The following is a 17,397-nucleotide window of genomic DNA, read 5'->3' as shown; positions in this document are numbered from 1 at the left end:
GATACTGTCGCACGGGCGAAATGGTAATCCCGCGCGGCCGAAAGCAGACCGGAAAGCAGGAAAGTGACATGGCAAGACTGAAGAAGAAGAACCTGCGCCGCAAGGACGGCGTGTGGGATCCGCTGGCCGACAGCGCGCAGGACAAGCACCGCGCCGCCGTGGTGCCGCAGACGCCGCAATCGGCGCATCCCGCCTACCGGCTCGCCTATGTCGATGACGATTTCCTCTGCCGCGAGGAGCTGCGCCCGGTGCGCCTGCAGCTCGAACTGCTGAAGGTCGAGATGATGCTGGCCGAGCGCGGCATCAAGTCGACCGTCGTCATGTTCGGCGGCGCGCGCATTCCGGCCCCCGGTCAGGAAGCATGGGCGGCGCGCAACGAGACGCAGCGCGCCAATCTCGAGGCAGCCTCGGTCTACTACGAGGAAGCGCGCAAATTCGCCCGCATGTGCTCGCAGCGGTCGGCGGAGCTGGACCACAAGGAATATGTCGTCGTCACCGGCGGCGGGCCGGGCGTAATGGAGGCGGGCAACCGCGGGGCGGCCGATGTCGGCGCGCCCTCGATCGGCCTCAACATCGTGCTGCCGCACGAGCAGGCGCCGAACCCCTATGTGACGCCGGAGCTGAGCTTCAATTTCCACTATTTCGCGATCCGCAAGATGCATTTCCTGCTGCGCGCCAAGGCGGTCACGGTGTTTCCGGGCGGCTTCGGCACGCTGGACGAGCTGTTCGAGACGGTGACGCTGATGCAGACCGGCCGCATGGCGCTGGTGCCGCTCATCCTGTTCGGCAAGGACTTCTGGCACAAGATCATCGACTTCGACGCGCTCGCCGCCTTCGGCACGATCGCGCCCGGCGATGTCGAGCTGATGCAGTTCGTCGAGACGGCCGACGAGGCCTGGGACATCATCGTGAAGTTCTACGAGAAGATGGAAGCCGAGCAGGCCGCACACGGCTGAGACGGCCTCGCCCTCTGCTACTTTCGCTCGGTCGGCTGCGCTTGCAGCCGGCCGCGCGACCGGGAGCGCGCGGCGCTGGCAAGACGCTGCGTGGCTTCCTTCAGCTCCAGCTCGGAAAACAGCGACTGGTATTCCGGCCGCAGCATCAGGGCTTCCATGGAAAACTCCGGTGTGCCCGCGTCAAGCATGCGCTCAAGCCCGGTCGTGCCGGGCTTGAAGACGAGGTCCTTCGCGGCAGCCACGCCGCCGTTCAGCAGCACGAAGCGACGCAGCAGGACCGGACGGAAGCCGAGGTCGGCAAAACGGTCGTAGAGGCCCATCATCTCCTTGTGGAAACGGGCCTCCACGGCAGGGCTGGCGCTACGGGGGCCGCGCATCACAGCCGGCCGACGCGCTCGGTCAGCAGCGCGAAGAAGCCGTCGGCATCGACATCCTTCATGACGCGCGCATTGTGCTTGCGGCCCGTGACCTGCCACCAGTCGACGACCGTCATGCCCACCGTCAGCGGCGACGCCGTCTCGATCTCGACATTGCAGTCGCGGCCGGCGAAGAGGTCCGGCTTCAGGAGGTAGGCGATGACCGTGGGGTCATGTAGCGGGCCGCCGTCGGAGCCGTATTTTTCCACGTCGAAGCGTTCGAAGAATTCGAGCATCTCCACCAGCGCGGTCGCCGGGCGGTTGCCGATCGCGCGCAGCTCGGCCACGCGGCTCTTCAGCGTCAGCACCTTGTGGGTGACGTCGAGCGGCATCATGACGATCGGGATGCCCGACTGGAAGACGATGCTGGCTGCTTCCGGGTCGACATAGATGTTGAATTCGGCGGCCGGCGTGATGTTGCCGCCCTCGAAGAAACCGCCACCCATCATGACGAGTTCGCGCACGCGGCCGGCTATATCAGGCGCCTTCTCGAGCGCCGTCGCGATATTGGTGAGCGGGCCGAGCGTGCAGAGGGTGACGGTGCCCTCCGGCTCGCTGCGCAGCGTCTCGATGATGAAATCGACGGCGTGCTGCGTCTGCAAGGGCATCTGCGGCTCATGCAGTTCCGGGCCGTCGAGGCCGGTCTTGCCGTGCACATGCTCGGCGGTGATCAGCGGGCGAGCGATCGGCTTGTCGGCGCCGGCAAAGACCTTCACGTCGGTACGCGCGCAGAATTCCAGGATGATGCGGGCATTGGTCGAGGTGCGCGACAGCGGCACGTTGCCGGCAACGGTGGTGATGCCGAGGATATCAAGTTCCGGGCTGCCGAGCGCCAGCATGATCGCGGCGGCATCGTCCTGCCCCGGATCGGTGTCGATAATGATTTTCCTTGGCTCAGACATGCCGTTTCCGTCCCTTGGTGTTTATGAATCCTGCCGACGCTCGGGCAGGCGAAGCGGCGACTATATTTGCGAAATCGCCGTTCGCAAGCGTCTTGCGCCACAGGCGCGCAATCACCATATTGCAGCCATCGGGATGCCGAGACCGGGTCCCGCCACAGTCGCTTGAAAGCCAAGGACTAGACGATGACACGCATGACCCCTTTTGCCAGCCCGCTGATGCTGGGTTTCGACGCCATGGAAAAGACCCTCGAGCGCATCGCCAAGGGTAATGATGGCTATCCCCCCTATAATATCGAACGTCTCCGACCAAACGGCGATACCGGCGCGCCCGAGCGCCTGCGCATCACGCTCGCCGTCGCGGGTTTCTCCGAAGAGGAGCTCGACGTGACGACGGAAGAAAACCAGCTCGTCATTCGCGGCCGCCAGGTCGACAGCGGCGAACGGGATTATCTTTACCGCGGCATTGCCGCCCGCCAGTTCCAGCGCACCTTCGTGCTTGCCGACGGCATGCGCGTTTCGGGCGCCGAACTGAAGAACGGCCTTCTGGCGGTCGATCTCGTCCGGCCCGAGCCGGTGCGAATGGTAAAGAAAATTAACATTTCCGTATCAGACTAGATCATGAGCCGTTCCTGCGGGAACATCCGCCGGACCGTCTCGAGCGTAACCTGATCGCTGACGCACCGAGCGCCATTGTGGCCGCGGGCGCCCAGCGGCCGGCACCTGCCGGCATTGCCATGGAGGCAAAGATGGGACTGAAAACCGCAACTCCGACCACCGTATCGAAGGCCGACCTTGCGCATCTCGGCGCGGGCGAAGTCGGATACATCAGAAAGATGAAGGCCGACGAAGTGTCGCGCGTCTTCCCGGAAGCGCCGGAAATCGACCCCAGCCTGGACCTGTGGGCCCTGTTCGGCGCCGACGGCACGCCGATCCTGCTGACCGACAACCGTTCCAGCACCTTCTACAAGGCTGCCGAGGACGAACTGCGCACCGTCAGCTTGCACTGAGATTTGAAGATCGGACCTTCCGTCAGAGACGACGGAAGGTGAGATAGGCCGACTTGCGGCCTTCGCGCTTGGCCTTGGCCTCGTAGCGCGTGCCCGGCCAGCCGGCATAGGGCGTCAGCCAATCGGCCGCGTTTTCCGCGGTCCACACAAAAGCGGGATGCGCCCCGCAGTGCATCAGCGTCCAGTTGACATAGGTGTCGATGTCGGACGCGAAGCAGAAGAGCCCGCCCGGCTTCAGCACCCTGGCAAAGCGGTCCAGATTGACCTTGGACACGAACCGCCGCTTCCAGTGTTTCTTCTTCGGCCACGGATCCGGATAGAGCAGATCGATCTGGTCGATCGAATTGGCCGGCAGCCAGTCGAGCAACTCCGTCGCATCGTCATCGTAGAGCCGGATGTTCTTCGCGCCCGTTTCCTCGACGCGTCCGATCAGCTTCGCCATGGAATTGACGAAGGGTTCCACGCCGATGAAGGCGGTCTGAGGCGTTTCCAGCGCGCGGTGAATGAGATGTTCGCCGCCGCCGAAGCCGATTTCGAGGCGCATGCGCTCCGGCTTGAAGCCGTAAAGCGACGTGATGTCTGCCGGAGCCTCGGCCGACAGATCGACCTTCAGTTCCGGCAGCAGGGTTTCGAGATGCTGCACCTGCCGCTCGCGCAGGGGTTTTCCCTTGCGGCGACCGAAGAAGGCCTCGCTTGCGCGGGTGGGGTGCTCGGCATCGCTCATATCGGGTCTCAGTTCTTCACGGCGTCCTTGAGGGCCTTGGCGAGATCGATGCGTTCCCAGGAGAACGAACCGTCACGGCCGGCCTTGCGGCCGAAATGGCCATAAGCGGACGTCTTGGCATAGATCGGCTTGTTGAGGTCGAGATGACGGCGGATGCCCGACGGCGAGAGGTCCATGACCTTGCGGATCGCAGCTTCCACAGCGTCTTCGCTGACCTTGCCCGTGCCGTGCAGATCGACATAGACCGAAAGCGGCTGGGCGACGCCGATGGCATAGGACAGCTGGATCGTGCAGCGATCCGCAAGGCCGGCGGCCACGACGTTCTTCGCGAGGTAGCGCGCGGCATAAGCCGCCGACCGGTCGACCTTGGTCGTGTCCTTGCCGGAGAAGGCGCCGCCGCCATGCGGGGCAGCACCGCCATAGGTATCGACGATGATCTTGCGGCCAGTGAGGCCGGCGTCGCCGTCCGGGCCGCCGATGACGAACTTGCCCGTCGGGTTGATGTACCAGGCGCAATCGTCGGCGATCTTGATGTCGTGCAGGGCCTCCCGGATATAGGGCTCGACCACTTCGCGCACTTTCCCGGAATCCCAGCTTTCGTCGAGATGCTGGGTGGAAAGCACGATCGAGGCGACGTCGGCGGGCTTGCCATCGACGTACCGCACGGTCACCTGGCTCTTGGCGTCCGGCCCGAGCTTGCCGGCATCGCCCTCGCCCGTTTTGCGGGCGGCCGCGAGCAGCTGAAGGATGCGGTGCGAATAGTAAAGCGGCGCCGGCATGAGTTCCGACGTCTCGCGGCAGGCGTAACCGAACATGATGCCCTGGTCGCCGGCACCCTCGTCACCCTGCTTGTCGGCGGCATTGTCGACGCCCTGGGCGATATCGGCGGACTGCGAGTGCAGGAGCACGTCGATCTTCGCCGTCTTCCAATGGAAGCCGTCCTGCTCATAGCCGATATCGCGGATCGCCTTGCGGGCGGCCGACTTGAACTTGGAGGGGTTGATGACGTCCTTGCCGTCCTTGTCCTTCTTCAAAAGGCTCGGCGGCAGCCGCACTTCACCGGCAATCACAACACGGTTCGTCGTCGCAAGCGTCTCGCAGGCAATCCGGACCGACCAGGGATCGACCTTCGACTTCACGGCTTCGCGATAGACCAGATCGACGATTTCGTCGGAGATACGGTCGCATACCTTGTCCGGATGGCCTTCGGCGACGGACTCGCTGGTGAAGAGATAGCTGCTGCGCATGCGGGAATTCCCCTCAAAGAAAATAGACTTCGACGTTGTTATTCAGTTCGTCGGGGAAAGACAAGCACACAAGGACATAAGAATGTCTTTATGTCCCGGATTTCCGGGCGATATGCCGCCGCGAAAACGCAGATGCGCAAAGAGAAAGGGCGGCCTGCCCGCCGCCCTTTCATCCATTGCAACGATGGAAAAGATCACTCGGCTTCGGCTTCGGCGGCAAGCGCCTTGACGAGGTCGACGAGCTTGCGGCGAACCTTGGGATCGCCGATCTTCACAAAAGCGCGGTTGAGCTGCAGGCCCTCGGAGGAGGACAGGAAATCGACCACGTAGTTGGAGCTCGATGCCTCGGCAAGACCGGACTGAAGGTCCGCCTGCTCGCCCGGCGCATCCTCGAAGAAGAAGGAGACGGGTACGTTGAGAATGCTCGAAATGTTCTGCAGGCGGCTGGCGCCAACGCGGTTCGTGCCCTTCTCGTATTTCTGAATCTGCTGAAAGGTGATGCCGAGGCTTTCGCCCAGCTTCTCCTGGCTCATGCCAAGCATGGTCCTGCGAAGCCGGATCCGGCTGCCGACATGAATATCTATCGGATTCGGCTTCTTTTTGTTTTCCATCATCACTTTCGTCCTAACGCGGAATGGCCCCACCCTTCCGGCTGCCCTAACGGAGACTTAACGTCACGTTGTATGCGCAACCTCTTAAGGGTCACCACATTACAGGAGAACGGCCGGCGGAGGGCACTATGCTATTTTAGGGGTTTTGGGTCAATTCATCCTGTTTCTAAAACCAATGCGAGAAATGCCGGCCGTCGCCAAGAGAACAGCGAGCGTCGCCAGAAACGACCAGTTCTGCCGTTTCACCCGATCGACCGCTGGATTTCTTCCCGGGAGAGTTGCATCGACGAAGCCGGGCGTATCATATGATAGGCCCGTGACGATAGTCCCCCGACTGTCCACGACCGCCGAAATACCGTTGTTGGCGGCGCGAATCAGTGGCAGACCGCGTTCGACGGCGCGCAGACGCGCCTGCAGGAAATGCTGGTAGGGGCCGGGTGTGTTGCCGAACCACGCGTCGTTGGTGACGTTGAGGAGAGCTGCGGCCTCCTCGGCCGATGCATTGATCTCGGACGGGAAGATCGCCTCATAGCAGATCAGTGGATAGAAGCCCTGGCCCGAGGCCGTCAGAAGCTGGTGCTCGCGGGCGGCGGAGAAACCGCCGGGCATGGCCGCGACAGCCGCGACGCCAAGGCTTTCGAAAACCTCCTCGAAAGGCATGTATTCGCCGAAGGGCACGAGGTGCACCTTGTCGGCGGCGGCGACGATCTGGCCCTTGCCGTCGATCACATAGATGGAATTGTAGTAGCGCGGCGCCTTGCCGGAGCCCGCACTTTCCGTGCGCACCGCGCCGGCGATCAGCACCTGGTCGTCTTCCAGCACATCGGCGATACGCACCAGGGCATCCGGATTGTCCGTGAGGATGAAGGGAATGGACGTCTCCGGCCAGACGACGATATCCGGTCGCTTGCCACCGTCTACGGGCTTTTCGGCACTCAGCTTCAGGTGTTTTTCAAAAATCTCGGCGCGTGCGGAATCGTCGAGCTTCATCGCCTGGTCGATGACCGGCTGGACGAGGCGGACGACGGTCGCCGCGTTTGCCGGCGCCGGTACGATATGGAGAGCGTAGTATCCGTAGCCGACATGGGCGAAGAAAAGCAGGGCCGCAAGCGCCAGTCCGGGGATCCGGCCGCGTCGCGTACCGATCAGCGCGGGGGCCGCGAAGACGAAGACGGCGAGCGCATTGATGGCGGCGATGCCGAGCACGCCGGAGGATTGCATGAGGAGCGGCACGGGCATGGCGCCGTAACCGACCGCATTCCAGGGAAAGCCGGTGAAGAGCGTGCCGCGCAGCCACTCGCCGACACCGAAGGCGAAGGCAAGGGCGGCGATGCGGCCCATGCCGTCCGACCAGAGCAGACGCGCGATGGCGGCGGCGAGCCCGTAGTAGATGGCGAGGAAAGCAGGCAGGCCGAGCATGGCGAGCGGCAGCGCCCAGGCATAGTCGTCAGCCTCTACCAGCAGCGCGTTGCCGAGCCACCAGAGCCCGCCGACGAAATAGCCGAAGCCGAAAAACCAGCCGACACGGAAAGCGGGCGCGAGACGCCTGAGAAAACCCGCCTCCGGTGCAGCACTCGCACCATCCAGCAGCCAGACGAGAAGGGTAAAGGATACGAAGAAGGCGGCAAAGAAACCGAAGGGCGGCAGCGCCAGCACCCCGATCAGACCCGCAAGAAATGCCGCAAGCGCCCGTCTCGTTCCAGACAGGAGCATGACCGTGCCCGCGAGCCGCTCCATGCCGTCCCCTTTTGTTTTGCTATCCCCGAATCAGCCGCGCCAGTCTTCCAAAAAACCAACGCCTTGTCCTGCCGTAACACAGGACAAGGCGCAGATCATTTTAGGAATCAGGCAGATGGCTTCAGTCGGCGTTCGCTTCGCCAACCTGCTGCTCGGGTGTCTTCTGCCGATCGGTGGACGCGTTGGCGCCCTCGCCTTCCGGCCGGCGCTCACGGCGACGCACCGAGCCGGCGCGCTTGCGGGTGACGCGCACGCGCTTGACGCGGCGCGGATCGGCGTCGAGCACGTGGAATTCGAAGCCGGGCACCGCCTGAACGACCTCGCCACGCACCGGAATGCGGCCAAGCGACGCGAAGATCAGGCCGCCGAGCGTATCGGCATCCTCAAGCTGTTCGCGGATATCGAAATCCGGGCCGATCGTCTTGGCGAGCTCCTCCAGCTCGACGCGGGCATCGGCGATGATGACGTCGTCGCTGACGCTCTGGATCATCGCTTCCTCGTCGTCATGCTCGTCCTCGATGTCGCCGACGACCATCTCGACGATGTCTTCCAGCGAAGCGAGGCCGTCCGTGCCGCCATATTCGTCGATGACGAGCGCCATCTGCGTGCGGTCGGCCTGCATGCGGGCCATCAGGTCGGCGGCCAGCATGGACGGCGGCACGAAAAGAACCTGGCGGATGATGCCGGCTTCGGCGACGGTTTTGGAGAGATCGACGCGGCCGAGGTCGAATTCGGCCTTTGGCGCACGCGCCGGCTTCTCGCCATTGGCGGATGCGGCCTTGGCGCCGGTGCGGCGTTTGTTGCGGGCCTGCTTGGTGACATAGGCGAGCAGGTCGCGGATATGCACCATGCCGCGCGGATCGTCGAGGCTCTCGTTATAGACCGGCATGCGCGAGCGGCCGGAATCCTCGAAGATCACCATCAGTTCGGCAATCGTGATGTCCTGGTCGACGGCCTCGATATCGGCGCGCGGCACCATGACGTCCTCGACCCGCACCTCGCGGAACCGGAGAATGTTGTGCAGCATTGCCCGCTCTTCGGGCAGGAAGGCCGGCTCGCCGCCGCTGTCTTCCGTCATCAGGGCCTCGGCGAGGTCCTTGCGCAGCGTCGAGGCGCCCGTCATGCGCCAAAGCCGTGTCGCGCGGGACCAGAAGGATGTCCGGCCCCCGCTTTCCTGCTTCGGCGCGCTGCTACTACTGCCCGCCTCGTCCTGACTTGAGGCGTCCGCCTCGTGCTTTTCCGTCGTTGCCGACTGGTTTCTGAAGTCGCTCATTGGTCCAAACTATTCATCGGGGTCATCCCCGTAGGGGTCAGATAGGCCAAGCTCGGCAAGAATGCGAGTCTCAAGCCCCTCCATTTTTTCCGCTTCTTCATCTTCCATGTGATCATAACCGAAGAGATGCAGAAATCCATGCACCATCAGATGCGTGAGATGATCGTCGAAGGACTTGCCGAGTTCACCCGCCTCGCGGGTCAATGTTTCCTGCGCAAAGATGATATCGCCGAGCATGGGACCCGGCATCTTTCCCGGTATTACGGGGAAAGCGGGGAAGGATAGAACATTGGTCGGCTTGTCCTGGCTGCGCCATTCCGCATTGATGCCGCGGATCGCGGCATCGTTGGTGAAGACGAGGGAGACTTCCGGCGCACCGGTCTTCGGGAAGGGCTGCTTTTCCGTCTTGCGAAGATAGTCCGCGGCGGCACCGAGCACGCGCTCGCTCATTTCAAGCAAGCGCTCTTCGGAGGGCCAGGTGCCCTCCTCTACGGAAATCTGGATATCGAGTGTACTCATGGGGCTCGGACCGCTCAGCGGTCGGTTTGCTCGCTTTCGTCCTGCACGGCGGTCGTCGCCTCATAGGCCCGGACGATGCGGGCGACCATCGGGTGACGCACGACGTCGACATCCTTGAAGCGCACGACCGAGACGCCCTCGACGCCCTTGAGGATCTGCAGGGCCTCGACGAGGCCGGACTTCACGCCGCGCGGCAGATCGACCTGGCTTGGATCGCCGGTGACGATCATGCGGCCGTTTTCGCCAAGACGCGTCAGGAACATCTTCATCTGCATCGACGTCGTGTTCTGCGCCTCGTCGAGAATGACGGCGGCGTTGGCGAGCGTGCGGCCGCGCATGAAGGCGAGCGGGGCGATTTCGATGACGTTGGCGGCGATGGCGCGTTCGACCTTGTCGCCCGGCATCATGTCATAGAGCGCGTCATAGAGCGGGCGCAGATAGGGATCGACCTTTTCCTTCATGTCGCCGGGCAGGAAGCCGAGGCGCTCGCCGGCTTCGACGGCCGGACGCGACAGGATGATGCGATCGACCGCACCACGCTCCAGAAGCTGGGCGGCATGGGCGACGGCGAGATAGGTCTTGCCCGTGCCGGCAGGGCCGACGCCGAAGACCAGCTCGGACCGCTCCAGCGCACGGATATAGGTATCCTGCGTCGGCGTGCGGGCAACGATGGTCTTCTTGCGGGTGGAGATCTGCGACATCGACAGCTTGGCCTTGCGCTCCATGGTCGGCAGCGAAAGCTGGTCGTCGGCGGCAATCGCCATGCGGATGGCACCCTCCACGTCGGATAGCTCGATCGAACCGCCCTTCTGGAGACGATCATAGAGATAATCCAGCGCGCGGCGGGCCTGGTTGGTGGCCACCACATCGCCGGAGATCGAGACGGAATTTCCCCGTGCCCGCGCATCGATATGGAGGCGCTGCTCGAGCAGTTTCAGATGCTGGTCGAACTGTCCGAAGAGCTCGCTTGCGTATCGATTGTTCTCGAACGTGAGCACGAATTGATTTGCGTCGGTCTGTGTTTTTGACTGGCGCGGCGATGACGTCGTCAGTTCGTGTCCGTTCAAGCGGTCAAGCTCCTTGCGATCCGCCCGTCACCCGATCGCTTCTGCGAAGAGGCTGTTGGGCCCGGCATCGGTGATTCGTACCCGTATAATGTCACCGATTTCAGACACTTTTGCATCAACATTCACAGGCTGCAGCCAGGGCGAGCGGCCGACGAGCTGGCCGGGCATGCGGCCGGGCTTCTCCAGCAGCAGGTCAATCTCCTTGCCGACGCAGCCGGCGGCGAATTCCCGTTGCTGGCGAAACAGCAAAGCCTGCAATCTTTCAAGGCGTTCGGACTTCACGCGCTCGTCGATATGCCCATCCATCTCCGCGCCGGGCGTGCCGGGACGGATGGAATATTTGAACGAAAATGCCTGTGCATAACCAACGGCCTCGATGAGGCGCATCGTGTCTTCGAAGTCCTCGTCCGTCTCTCCGGGGAAGCCGACGATGAAATCGCCGGAGATCGCGAGGTCCGGCTGGACGGCGCGGATGCGCGCGATGAGGGCGATATATTCGGCCGCCGTATGACGCCGGTTCATGGCCTTCAGGATACGGTCGGAACCGGACTGCACCGGCAGATGCAGGTAGGGCATCAGCTTGGGCAGGTCGCGATGCGCCTCGACCAGCCGGTCATCCATGTCGCGCGGGTGGCTCGTCGTATAGCGCAGGCGCGCGAGACCCTCGATTTCCGCAAGCCGACAGAGAAGGTCGCCAAGGCTCCATTCGGCGCCATCAGGACCGAGGCCGTGCCAGGCATTGACGTTCTGCCCGAGCAGCGTGATTTCGCGCACGCCGCCCTCGACGAGACGCTCGGCCTCGGAGACGATCTGCGCGACGGGACGGGAAACCTCCGAGCCTCGCGTGTAGGGCACCACGCAGAAGGTGCAGAACTTGTCGCAGCCTTCCTGCACGGTGAGGAAGGCGGTGACGCCGCGGGCGCGGGTCCTGGCCTTTTCCGGCGCCGGCAAATGCTCGAACTTGTCCTCGATAGCATAGTCCGTCTCGACGACGCGCTCGCCGCCCTTGGCGCGGCGCAGCGCCTCGGGCAGCCGATGATAGGTCTGCGGGCCGATGACGAGGTCGACGGCCGGCGCACGGCGCAGGATTTCCTTGCCTTCGGCCTGGGCAACGCAGCCGGTGACACCGATCACCATCTCGCGACCGTCCATCGCGCGGGCCTTCTTCATGTCACGCAGGCGGCCGAGTTCGGAATAGACCTTTTCCGCCGCCTTCTCGCGGATATGGCAGGTGTTGAGGAGAACGAGGTCGGCCTCTTCCAGCACGTCCGTCGCCTGATAGCCGTCCTTTGCCAGGGCGTCCGTCATGCGCTCGCTGTCATAGACGTTCATCTGACAGCCGTAGGTCTTCACGAAGACTTTGCGGGTGTTCGGCGTGGCCATGGTGGGTTCGGGCAGGGTAAGGGACTGTTCGCTCATGGCCGCTTCCATATTGGAAATACCCCGAAAAATGAAGCTTTATCTGCCGCGCAGCCGCGCGCCCAGCATCGCCCGGATTCGCGTCTCGACTTCACGGCTCACCTGTTTGCGGTTGCTTGCCCGCGAATAGTCCACGCGCTCGCCGAAATCGATGTCGACATCGACGGCCCCTTCGCGCACCACGCCCATGAGATGCGGCAGAAGCTCGATATCACCCGGCCAGGCGGCAAGCGGCCGGTGGAAACGGCCCATGGCCATGCCGTGCACCCCGGTATAGGCGATGGAGATCGGCTGGATGAACACGACGCCATCGGGCGCATGCGGCACGGCCGACGCCGCGGCACCGAAGAGCGAGGTCTTGATGTCCATGAGCCGGTTGCCGTCGGATGTCGTGCCCTCGGGGAAGAGCACGACGATCTCGCCCGCCGTAAGGCGCTGCGCAATCTCGTTGATCTGATCGCCGGTCTTCTGGCGCTGCTCGCGCTCGACGAAGATCGTCGCCTGCAGACGGGCGAGGATGCCGAAGACCGGCCAGCCGCGCACCTCCGCCTTGGCGATATAGACGACGTCGGCCACCGAGCCGAGCACGAGAATATCCTTCCAGGAAGCATGGTTGGCGGCCAGAAGCAGCGGCCGGTTCGGCTCCAGCGTACCATGCAAGCGCACTCTGAGGCCCAGGACCCAACAGGCGACGCGATGCCACAGACGCGGCAGGCGGCGACGGATATTGAGATTGAAGCGCAGGCCGACGAGCTGGATCGGCAGCAGGACAAGCGTTGCAGCGAGAAGAACGATCGCACCGAAAGCAATGCGCAGCCAGGTGATCAAGGGATCACCGGCGGGCGGTCACAAGGCGCGAAAATCCACCTCACTCGCCCTCCTTGAGCGGAATGCCGTAGAGTTCCAGCCGATGGCCGACGAGCTTGAAGCCATGCTCGCGCGCGATACGCTCCTGCAGCGCCTCGATCTCCGGCGAATGGAACTCGATGACCTGACCGTGTTTCAGGTCGATCAGGTGATCGTGATGCTCGTCCGGCACCGTCTCGTAACGCGAGCGGCCATCGCGGAAATCGTGCCGCTCGATGATGCCGGCATCCTCGAACAGTTTGACGGTACGATAGACGGTGGAGATGGAAATGCGCGAATCGACGGCGGAGGAACGGCGATAGAGTTCTTCGACGTCAGGGTGATCGGCGGAGGATTCCAGCACGCGCGCAATCACGCGGCGCTGCTCGGTCATGCGCATGCCGCGCTCGACACAAAGCTCTTCCAGCGATTTTTCCGCATCCGCCATACCGTCTGCCCTTCTCTTGTCGCCCCCCGATAGGGGACTAGCGAAGATCGCGCCGCATGACAAGCGCCGAGGAACGGCTGCCGTCGGCGGCGGCGTAATAGGCCTTGCGCTCGCCGGCCTTGATGAAGCCGAGCTTGCCGTAAAGGCCACGGGCGGCGTGGTTTACCTCGTCAACCTCGAGGAAAATGTCCTCCGCGCCGCGCATCCTGGCCTCGCGCAGCGCCGCCTGCATCAGCCGCCAGCCAAGGCCGGCGCGCCCGAAGCGCTGGTCCACGCTGATCGTCAATATCTCCGCTTCGCCCGCCGTGGCGCGCGCCAGCACGAAGCCGCCGGCGGTGCGGCCGGGCACGCCCTGCTTCAGTGCGAGAAAGCCGAAGACCGGATCCTGGGACAGCAGCGAATGGAACTCGCCGTCGTTCCACGGCTGGGGAAACCGCGCCTGGTGCAGCGCCGCCGCGAGACGAGCGTCGGTCGTTTCGAGCGGGAAGATTTCGAAGACCGGCTTGCGGGTGAAATAGTCGGTGAGCGCCATGGATCATGCTCTCCGAATCGCGAAACCCGCCTGCGGCTTGGCATCGGGACCGCGCAGATAAAGCGGCCGGGGCAGATTGGCCGCCGGGTCGAGGCCGGCGCCGAGACGGGCAACGGTAGCGATGGAAACGCCGTCCGTCTCCGCGATGGCGCCCTCGCGCAGCAAAGCGGAAGCCGAGCCGGCAAGCGCGCCTTTGTGCATTCCGGCGATGACCTTCGCCTCTTCGACCGAGGCAATGGCCGGAGGCGTGGCTTCGCTGCCATCGATTGCAAAGGCCTGCCAGTAAACCTCGTCACGCTTGGCATCGATCGCAACCAGAAGCGGGCCTTGGCGGTCGGCGGCAAGGGCGGCAAGCGTGGAGACGCCAACGGCGGGAACGCCAAGCGCGAGCGCCAGCCCGCGAGCGGCGGCAACGCCGACGCGGATGCCGGTGAAGGAACCGGGACCGACGGTGACGGCGATACGGTCGACGGCGGGAAGGTCGATACCGGCGGCTTCGAGGGCGCCGTCGACGAACTCCATCAGCCGCTCGGCATGGCCGCGGCCGATATCGGCGCCGGCAGCACCGAGCACAACATCCCTGTCGGAATCATAGAGCGCCGCGGAACAGCCGGTGCCTGCCGTATCGATCGCCAGAACGATCATGCCGGGCACCTCCCCGTTGCGGAGCGGACCTTATACGACGGCTTCAACTTCCTGCACTTCCGGTACGAAATGGCGAAGAAGGTTCTGGACGCCGTGCTTGAGCGTTGCCGTCGAAGACGGGCAGCCGGAGCAGGCACCCTTCATGTTGAGATAGACGACGCCGTCGCGGAACCCCTTGAAGGTGATGTCGCCGCCGTCCTGCGCCACGGCCGGCCGCACGCGCGTGTCGAGCAGTTCCTTGATGGTGGCGACGATGGTCTCGTCACCCTCTTCGAAGAATTCGCCCTCGTCCTCGTCGCTGCCGCCGAGCGCGCCGCTGGCGAGGATCGGCTGGCCGGACATGAAGTGTTCCATGATATTGCCCAGAATGGCCGGCTTCATGTGCTGCCAGTCGGCGCTGTCCTTGGTGACGGTGATGAAATCGTAACCGAGGAACACGCCGGTGACGCCGGGAACGCCGAAAAGGCGGGCGGCGAGCGGGGACGCGGCGCGCGCTTCCGTCTCGTCGCGGAACTCGGCCGTGCCGGTCTCCAGCACCACCTTGCCGGGCAGGAACTTCAGGGTCGACGGGTTCGGCGTCGATTCGGTCTGGATGAACATGTTCGTCTCCGTCCGGCCAGGCGTCTTCGTCGGCCAAAATCTTAGAATGGTTCAAAAGAAGATAGGCGTTTTGGCGCCGTTCTTCAAGGTCGCAAGCTCAGCTCAGCGCGTCCAGTTCCTCGTCGCTCAGCTGATCCGGGATGACCGTGACCGGGATCGGGAAAGCCTGCGCGCGGCTGGCAAGCGACGTGACCAGCGGTCCCGGCCCTTCCTTGGCCGAGCCTGCGGCGAGAACGAGGATCGCGATGTCGCGGTCCTCCTCGATCAGGCCGTTGATCGCCTCGCTGGCGACACCCTCGCGGATCACCGTTTCCGGCTCGATGCCGATGGCTTCGCGAAGCGCCTGCCCGGCCTTGGCCAGCACCGCTTCCGCCGCCTCGCGCGCTTCCGCCCGCATGATCTCCTCGACTCCCAGCCATTGCTGGAAGTCGCCATTGGCGATCACATAGAGCAGCACGACGGCGCCATTGGAGTTCTTCGCCCGCATTCCCGCATAGTGGACGGCGCGCTGGCATTCCGGCGTGTCGTCAATGACCGCCAGAAATTTCCGGCGATGGCCTTCAAGGCGGGAAAGTCGTCGAGAAACCATATGGCCCCCTTATCTCAAGGACGTTTCGCGGGGACCTTACTGCACAAAACCGACGATGTCGCGGACTTCCTTCATGGTTTTTTCCGCCCGCGCCCGCGCCCGTTCGCCGCCGTCCCTGAGGATCGCGTCGATATGGCTGGTGTCGTCCATCAGGCGGCGCATCTCGTCAGATATCGGCGAGAGCACGTTGACCGAGAGGTCGATCAGCGCCGGCTTGAAGGCCGAGAACTGCTGTCCACCGAATTCGGCAAGCACGTCCGCCTTGGTCTTGTCGGACAGCGCGGCGTAGATGCCGACGAGGTTTTCGGCCTCCGGGCGACCCTTGAGGCCTTCGACTTCGCTCGGCAGCGCATCCGCATCGGTCTTGGCCTTGCGGATCTTCTTGGAGATCGTGTCGGCATCGTCGGTGAGATTGATGCGCGAGAGGTCGGATGCATCCGACTTCGACATTTTCTTGGTGCCGTCACGCAGGCTCATGACGCGCGGCGCCGGACCACCGATCAGCGGTTCGACCATCGGGAAATAGGCGTGGACCGGCTCTTCGCCGACAACGATGTCGATGCCGGTGCCCTCCTTGCGGATATGGCCGCCGAAGTCGATGTTGAATTTCTGCGCGATGTCGCGGGTCAGTTCCAGATGCTGCTTCTGGTCGTCGCCGACAGGTACATGCGTTGCCCGGTAGACGAGGATGTCCGCTGCCATAAGGCTCGGATAGGCGAGCAGCCCGAGCGAGACCTGCTCGGCATTCTTGCCGCCCGTCTTGTCCTTGAACTGGGTCATGCGCTCCATCCAGCCGATGCGCGCCACGCAGTTGAAGATCCACGCGAGCTCCGAATGCTGCGGCACGGCGGACTGGTTGAAGACGATGTGCTTCTTCGGGTCGATGCCCGAGGCGATGAAGGCCGCGGCGATCGAGCGGATCTGGCCCCGCATGTCCTCGTGCACCAGTTGCGCGGTCAGCGCGTGCAGGTCGACGACGCAATAGATGCAGTCGTTGTCTGCCTGCAGCGCCACGAACTTGCGGATCGCGCCGAGATAGTTTCCGAGATGCAGATTGCCGGTCGGCTGGACGCCGGAGAAGACGAGAGGCTTGAATGCGCTCATGACGGTTTTCCTTCAGGCGGGTGGAGGGCCTGGTCCCTGTTGCACGAGCAATTCCAGGAAAAATCCGAAGCGGTTTTCCAGCCGGAACTGCGTAAGAAAATACGGGGCGCTTATGCACGGCACCGCAGCGCCGATCAAGGGGGCTGGCACCGGGCGCCATGGCGCATGAGGAAGCCCTTATAAAAGACATTTTCCGGTCGTTCCCTCCCGCCGGGGATTTGGAGGGGAAGGCCGATCCCGATCGGTCGTTTTGTGACGAAGGGGCACAAGACGGAGCTGACCCGTGCGAAAGAACGGTTCTATTCTGCTTGCCTGCGTCGTAGCGCTGACATCCCTGTTCGCGAGCGAGACCGAGGCAGGCCGCAGCCACAAGCACAGAAGCGACAAGGCGACCGTGACGAAAGTCTACGCGATCCAGACGCCGCGCGTACGGCACCGATGTTTTCCCGGAAAGCTGCGCGCGGTTCTGGCCCATATCGCCCGCAGTGTCGGGCGTCGGCCCCTCGTCACGTCAGGGCATCGATCAAAAGGCCGTAGAGGATCCTATCATCGCAAATGCCTGGCAGCGGACATCCGCGTGCCCGGCGTCTCCGTGAAGAGGATCATCGCAGCAGCCCGCTCCGCGCCCGCCATCGGCGGTATCGGGACCTACTGCAATGGCATCGTCCATGTCGATGTCGGGCCGAAGCGCAACTGGCACCATTGCGGCGGATTGGCCCGCTTGAAGGCACGCGCAAAGCTCGCCGCGCGCTGAC

At 63.6% G+C, this 17,397-nt stretch carries 21 protein-coding genes; 4 read left to right on the top strand and 17 right to left on the bottom strand.

All coding sequences use genetic code 11. From position 1 onward, the window contains the following. Positions 1 to 68: 68 nt before the first annotated feature. Entirely contained in the window at positions 69 to 956 is an 888-nt protein-coding gene (locus MUO32_RS17175) for an LOG family protein (protein ID WP_257949612.1), read from the top strand. Positions 957 to 973: 17 nt separating this feature from the next. On the opposite strand, the gene MUO32_RS17170 is transcribed toward MUO32_RS17175, so the two are convergent. After that, on the bottom strand, positions 974 to 1,333 hold the full coding sequence (locus MUO32_RS17170) for a hypothetical protein (protein ID WP_257949611.1): 360 nt from the start codon (positions 1,331 to 1,333) through the stop codon (positions 974 to 976). Beyond that, entirely contained in the window at positions 1,333 to 2,274 is a 942-nt protein-coding gene (locus MUO32_RS17165) for a nucleoside hydrolase (protein ID WP_257949610.1), read from the bottom strand. The genes MUO32_RS17170 and MUO32_RS17165 overlap by 1 nt, the downstream gene beginning before the upstream one ends. Before the next feature lie 183 nt (positions 2,275 to 2,457). Between MUO32_RS17165 and MUO32_RS17160 the strand changes: the two genes are divergently transcribed. After that, positions 2,458 to 2,889 carry an Hsp20 family protein gene (locus MUO32_RS17160; RefSeq protein ID WP_257949609.1) on the top strand — a complete coding sequence of 144 codons (432 nt, stop codon included), beginning with the start codon at positions 2,458 to 2,460 and terminating at the stop codon, positions 2,887 to 2,889. Positions 2,890 to 3,020: 131 nt separating this feature from the next. After that, on the top strand, positions 3,021 to 3,281 hold the full coding sequence (locus MUO32_RS17155; RefSeq protein ID WP_257949607.1) for a DUF1150 family protein: 261 nt from the start codon (positions 3,021 to 3,023) through the stop codon (positions 3,279 to 3,281). A gap of 22 nt (positions 3,282 to 3,303) precedes the next feature. Here the strand turns inward: MUO32_RS17155 and trmB are convergent, their stop codons facing one another. The 15 genes from trmB to trpS all read right to left on the bottom strand — a co-directional run bounded on the left by trmB (position 3,304) and on the right by trpS (position 16,642). Continuing rightward, positions 3,304 to 4,005: a tRNA (guanosine(46)-N7)-methyltransferase TrmB gene (trmB, locus tag MUO32_RS17150; protein ID WP_257949606.1), complete on the bottom strand. Its 702-nt coding sequence runs from the start codon at positions 4,003 to 4,005 to the stop codon at positions 3,304 to 3,306. Positions 4,006 to 4,013: 8 nt separating this feature from the next. Beyond that, a complete protein-coding gene (gene metK / locus MUO32_RS17145) occupies positions 4,014 to 5,252 on the bottom strand; it encodes a methionine adenosyltransferase (protein ID WP_257949605.1) in 1,239 nt (412 codons plus the stop codon). A 194-nt stretch (positions 5,253 to 5,446) separates the two neighbouring features. Further along, a complete protein-coding gene (locus MUO32_RS17140) occupies positions 5,447 to 5,866 on the bottom strand; it encodes a helix-turn-helix domain-containing protein (protein ID WP_257949604.1) in 420 nt (139 codons plus the stop codon). Positions 5,867 to 6,013: 147 nt separating this feature from the next. After that, positions 6,014 to 7,600, bottom strand: a complete 1,587-nt coding sequence (gene lnt / locus MUO32_RS17135) for an apolipoprotein N-acyltransferase (protein ID WP_257949603.1) — start codon at positions 7,598 to 7,600, stop codon at positions 6,014 to 6,016. Between the two features lie 121 nt (positions 7,601 to 7,721). Further along, complete coding sequence (locus tag MUO32_RS17130) at positions 7,722 to 8,873, bottom strand: hemolysin family protein (protein ID WP_257949601.1); 1,152 nt, start codon at positions 8,871 to 8,873, stop codon at positions 7,722 to 7,724. A 9-nt stretch (positions 8,874 to 8,882) separates the two neighbouring features. Beyond that, positions 8,883 to 9,392 carry an rRNA maturation RNase YbeY gene (gene ybeY, locus MUO32_RS17125; protein WP_257949599.1) on the bottom strand — a complete coding sequence of 170 codons (510 nt, stop codon included), beginning with the start codon at positions 9,390 to 9,392 and terminating at the stop codon, positions 8,883 to 8,885. 14 nt (positions 9,393 to 9,406) lie between these two features. Continuing rightward, positions 9,407 to 10,459 (bottom strand): PhoH family protein, encoded by a 1,053-nt coding sequence (locus MUO32_RS17120; protein ID WP_257949598.1) that lies wholly within the window; start codon positions 10,457 to 10,459, stop codon positions 9,407 to 9,409. Positions 10,460 to 10,486: 27 nt separating this feature from the next. After that, complete coding sequence (gene miaB / locus MUO32_RS17115) at positions 10,487 to 11,878, bottom strand: tRNA (N6-isopentenyl adenosine(37)-C2)-methylthiotransferase MiaB (RefSeq protein WP_257949597.1); 1,392 nt, start codon at positions 11,876 to 11,878, stop codon at positions 10,487 to 10,489. Positions 11,879 to 11,917: 39 nt separating this feature from the next. After that, positions 11,918 to 12,706, bottom strand: coding sequence for a 1-acyl-sn-glycerol-3-phosphate acyltransferase (locus tag MUO32_RS17110; RefSeq protein ID WP_257949595.1), 789 nt, complete (start codon positions 12,704 to 12,706; stop codon positions 11,918 to 11,920). A gap of 40 nt (positions 12,707 to 12,746) precedes the next feature. After that, entirely contained in the window at positions 12,747 to 13,172 is a 426-nt protein-coding gene (locus tag MUO32_RS17105) for a Fur family transcriptional regulator (protein WP_117367711.1), read from the bottom strand. Between the two features lie 37 nt (positions 13,173 to 13,209). Further along, entirely contained in the window at positions 13,210 to 13,704 is a 495-nt protein-coding gene (locus MUO32_RS17100; protein WP_257949593.1) for a GNAT family N-acetyltransferase, read from the bottom strand. A gap of 3 nt (positions 13,705 to 13,707) precedes the next feature. Then, the gene (gene tsaB, locus MUO32_RS17095; protein ID WP_257949592.1) at positions 13,708 to 14,349 is read right to left on the bottom strand and encodes a tRNA (adenosine(37)-N6)-threonylcarbamoyltransferase complex dimerization subunit type 1 TsaB; all 642 of its coding nucleotides are present in this window, start codon (positions 14,347 to 14,349) and stop codon (positions 13,708 to 13,710) included. A gap of 30 nt (positions 14,350 to 14,379) precedes the next feature. Next, complete coding sequence (locus MUO32_RS17090; RefSeq protein ID WP_257949585.1) at positions 14,380 to 14,949, bottom strand: NifU family protein; 570 nt, start codon at positions 14,947 to 14,949, stop codon at positions 14,380 to 14,382. Positions 14,950 to 15,046: 97 nt separating this feature from the next. Further along, a complete protein-coding gene (locus MUO32_RS17085) occupies positions 15,047 to 15,538 on the bottom strand; it encodes a universal stress protein (protein WP_257949584.1) in 492 nt (163 codons plus the stop codon). A gap of 36 nt (positions 15,539 to 15,574) precedes the next feature. Continuing rightward, positions 15,575 to 16,642 carry a tryptophan--tRNA ligase gene (trpS, locus tag MUO32_RS17080; protein ID WP_257949582.1) on the bottom strand — a complete coding sequence of 356 codons (1,068 nt, stop codon included), beginning with the start codon at positions 16,640 to 16,642 and terminating at the stop codon, positions 15,575 to 15,577. Positions 16,643 to 16,925: 283 nt separating this feature from the next. Between trpS and MUO32_RS17075 the strand changes: the two genes are divergently transcribed. Then, positions 16,926 to 17,396 carry a DUF882 domain-containing protein gene (locus MUO32_RS17075; RefSeq protein ID WP_257949581.1) on the top strand — a complete coding sequence of 157 codons (471 nt, stop codon included), beginning with the start codon at positions 16,926 to 16,928 and terminating at the stop codon, positions 17,394 to 17,396. Position 17,397 lies beyond the last annotated feature (1 nt).

It is taken from the genome of Shinella sp. CPCC 101442, assembly GCF_024704725.1.
In the GTDB taxonomy this organism is placed as follows: domain Bacteria; phylum Pseudomonadota; class Alphaproteobacteria; order Rhizobiales; family Rhizobiaceae; genus Shinella.
The sequence above is the reverse complement of the archived record's forward strand: the minus strand, read 5'-3'. Positions and strand labels throughout refer to the sequence as shown.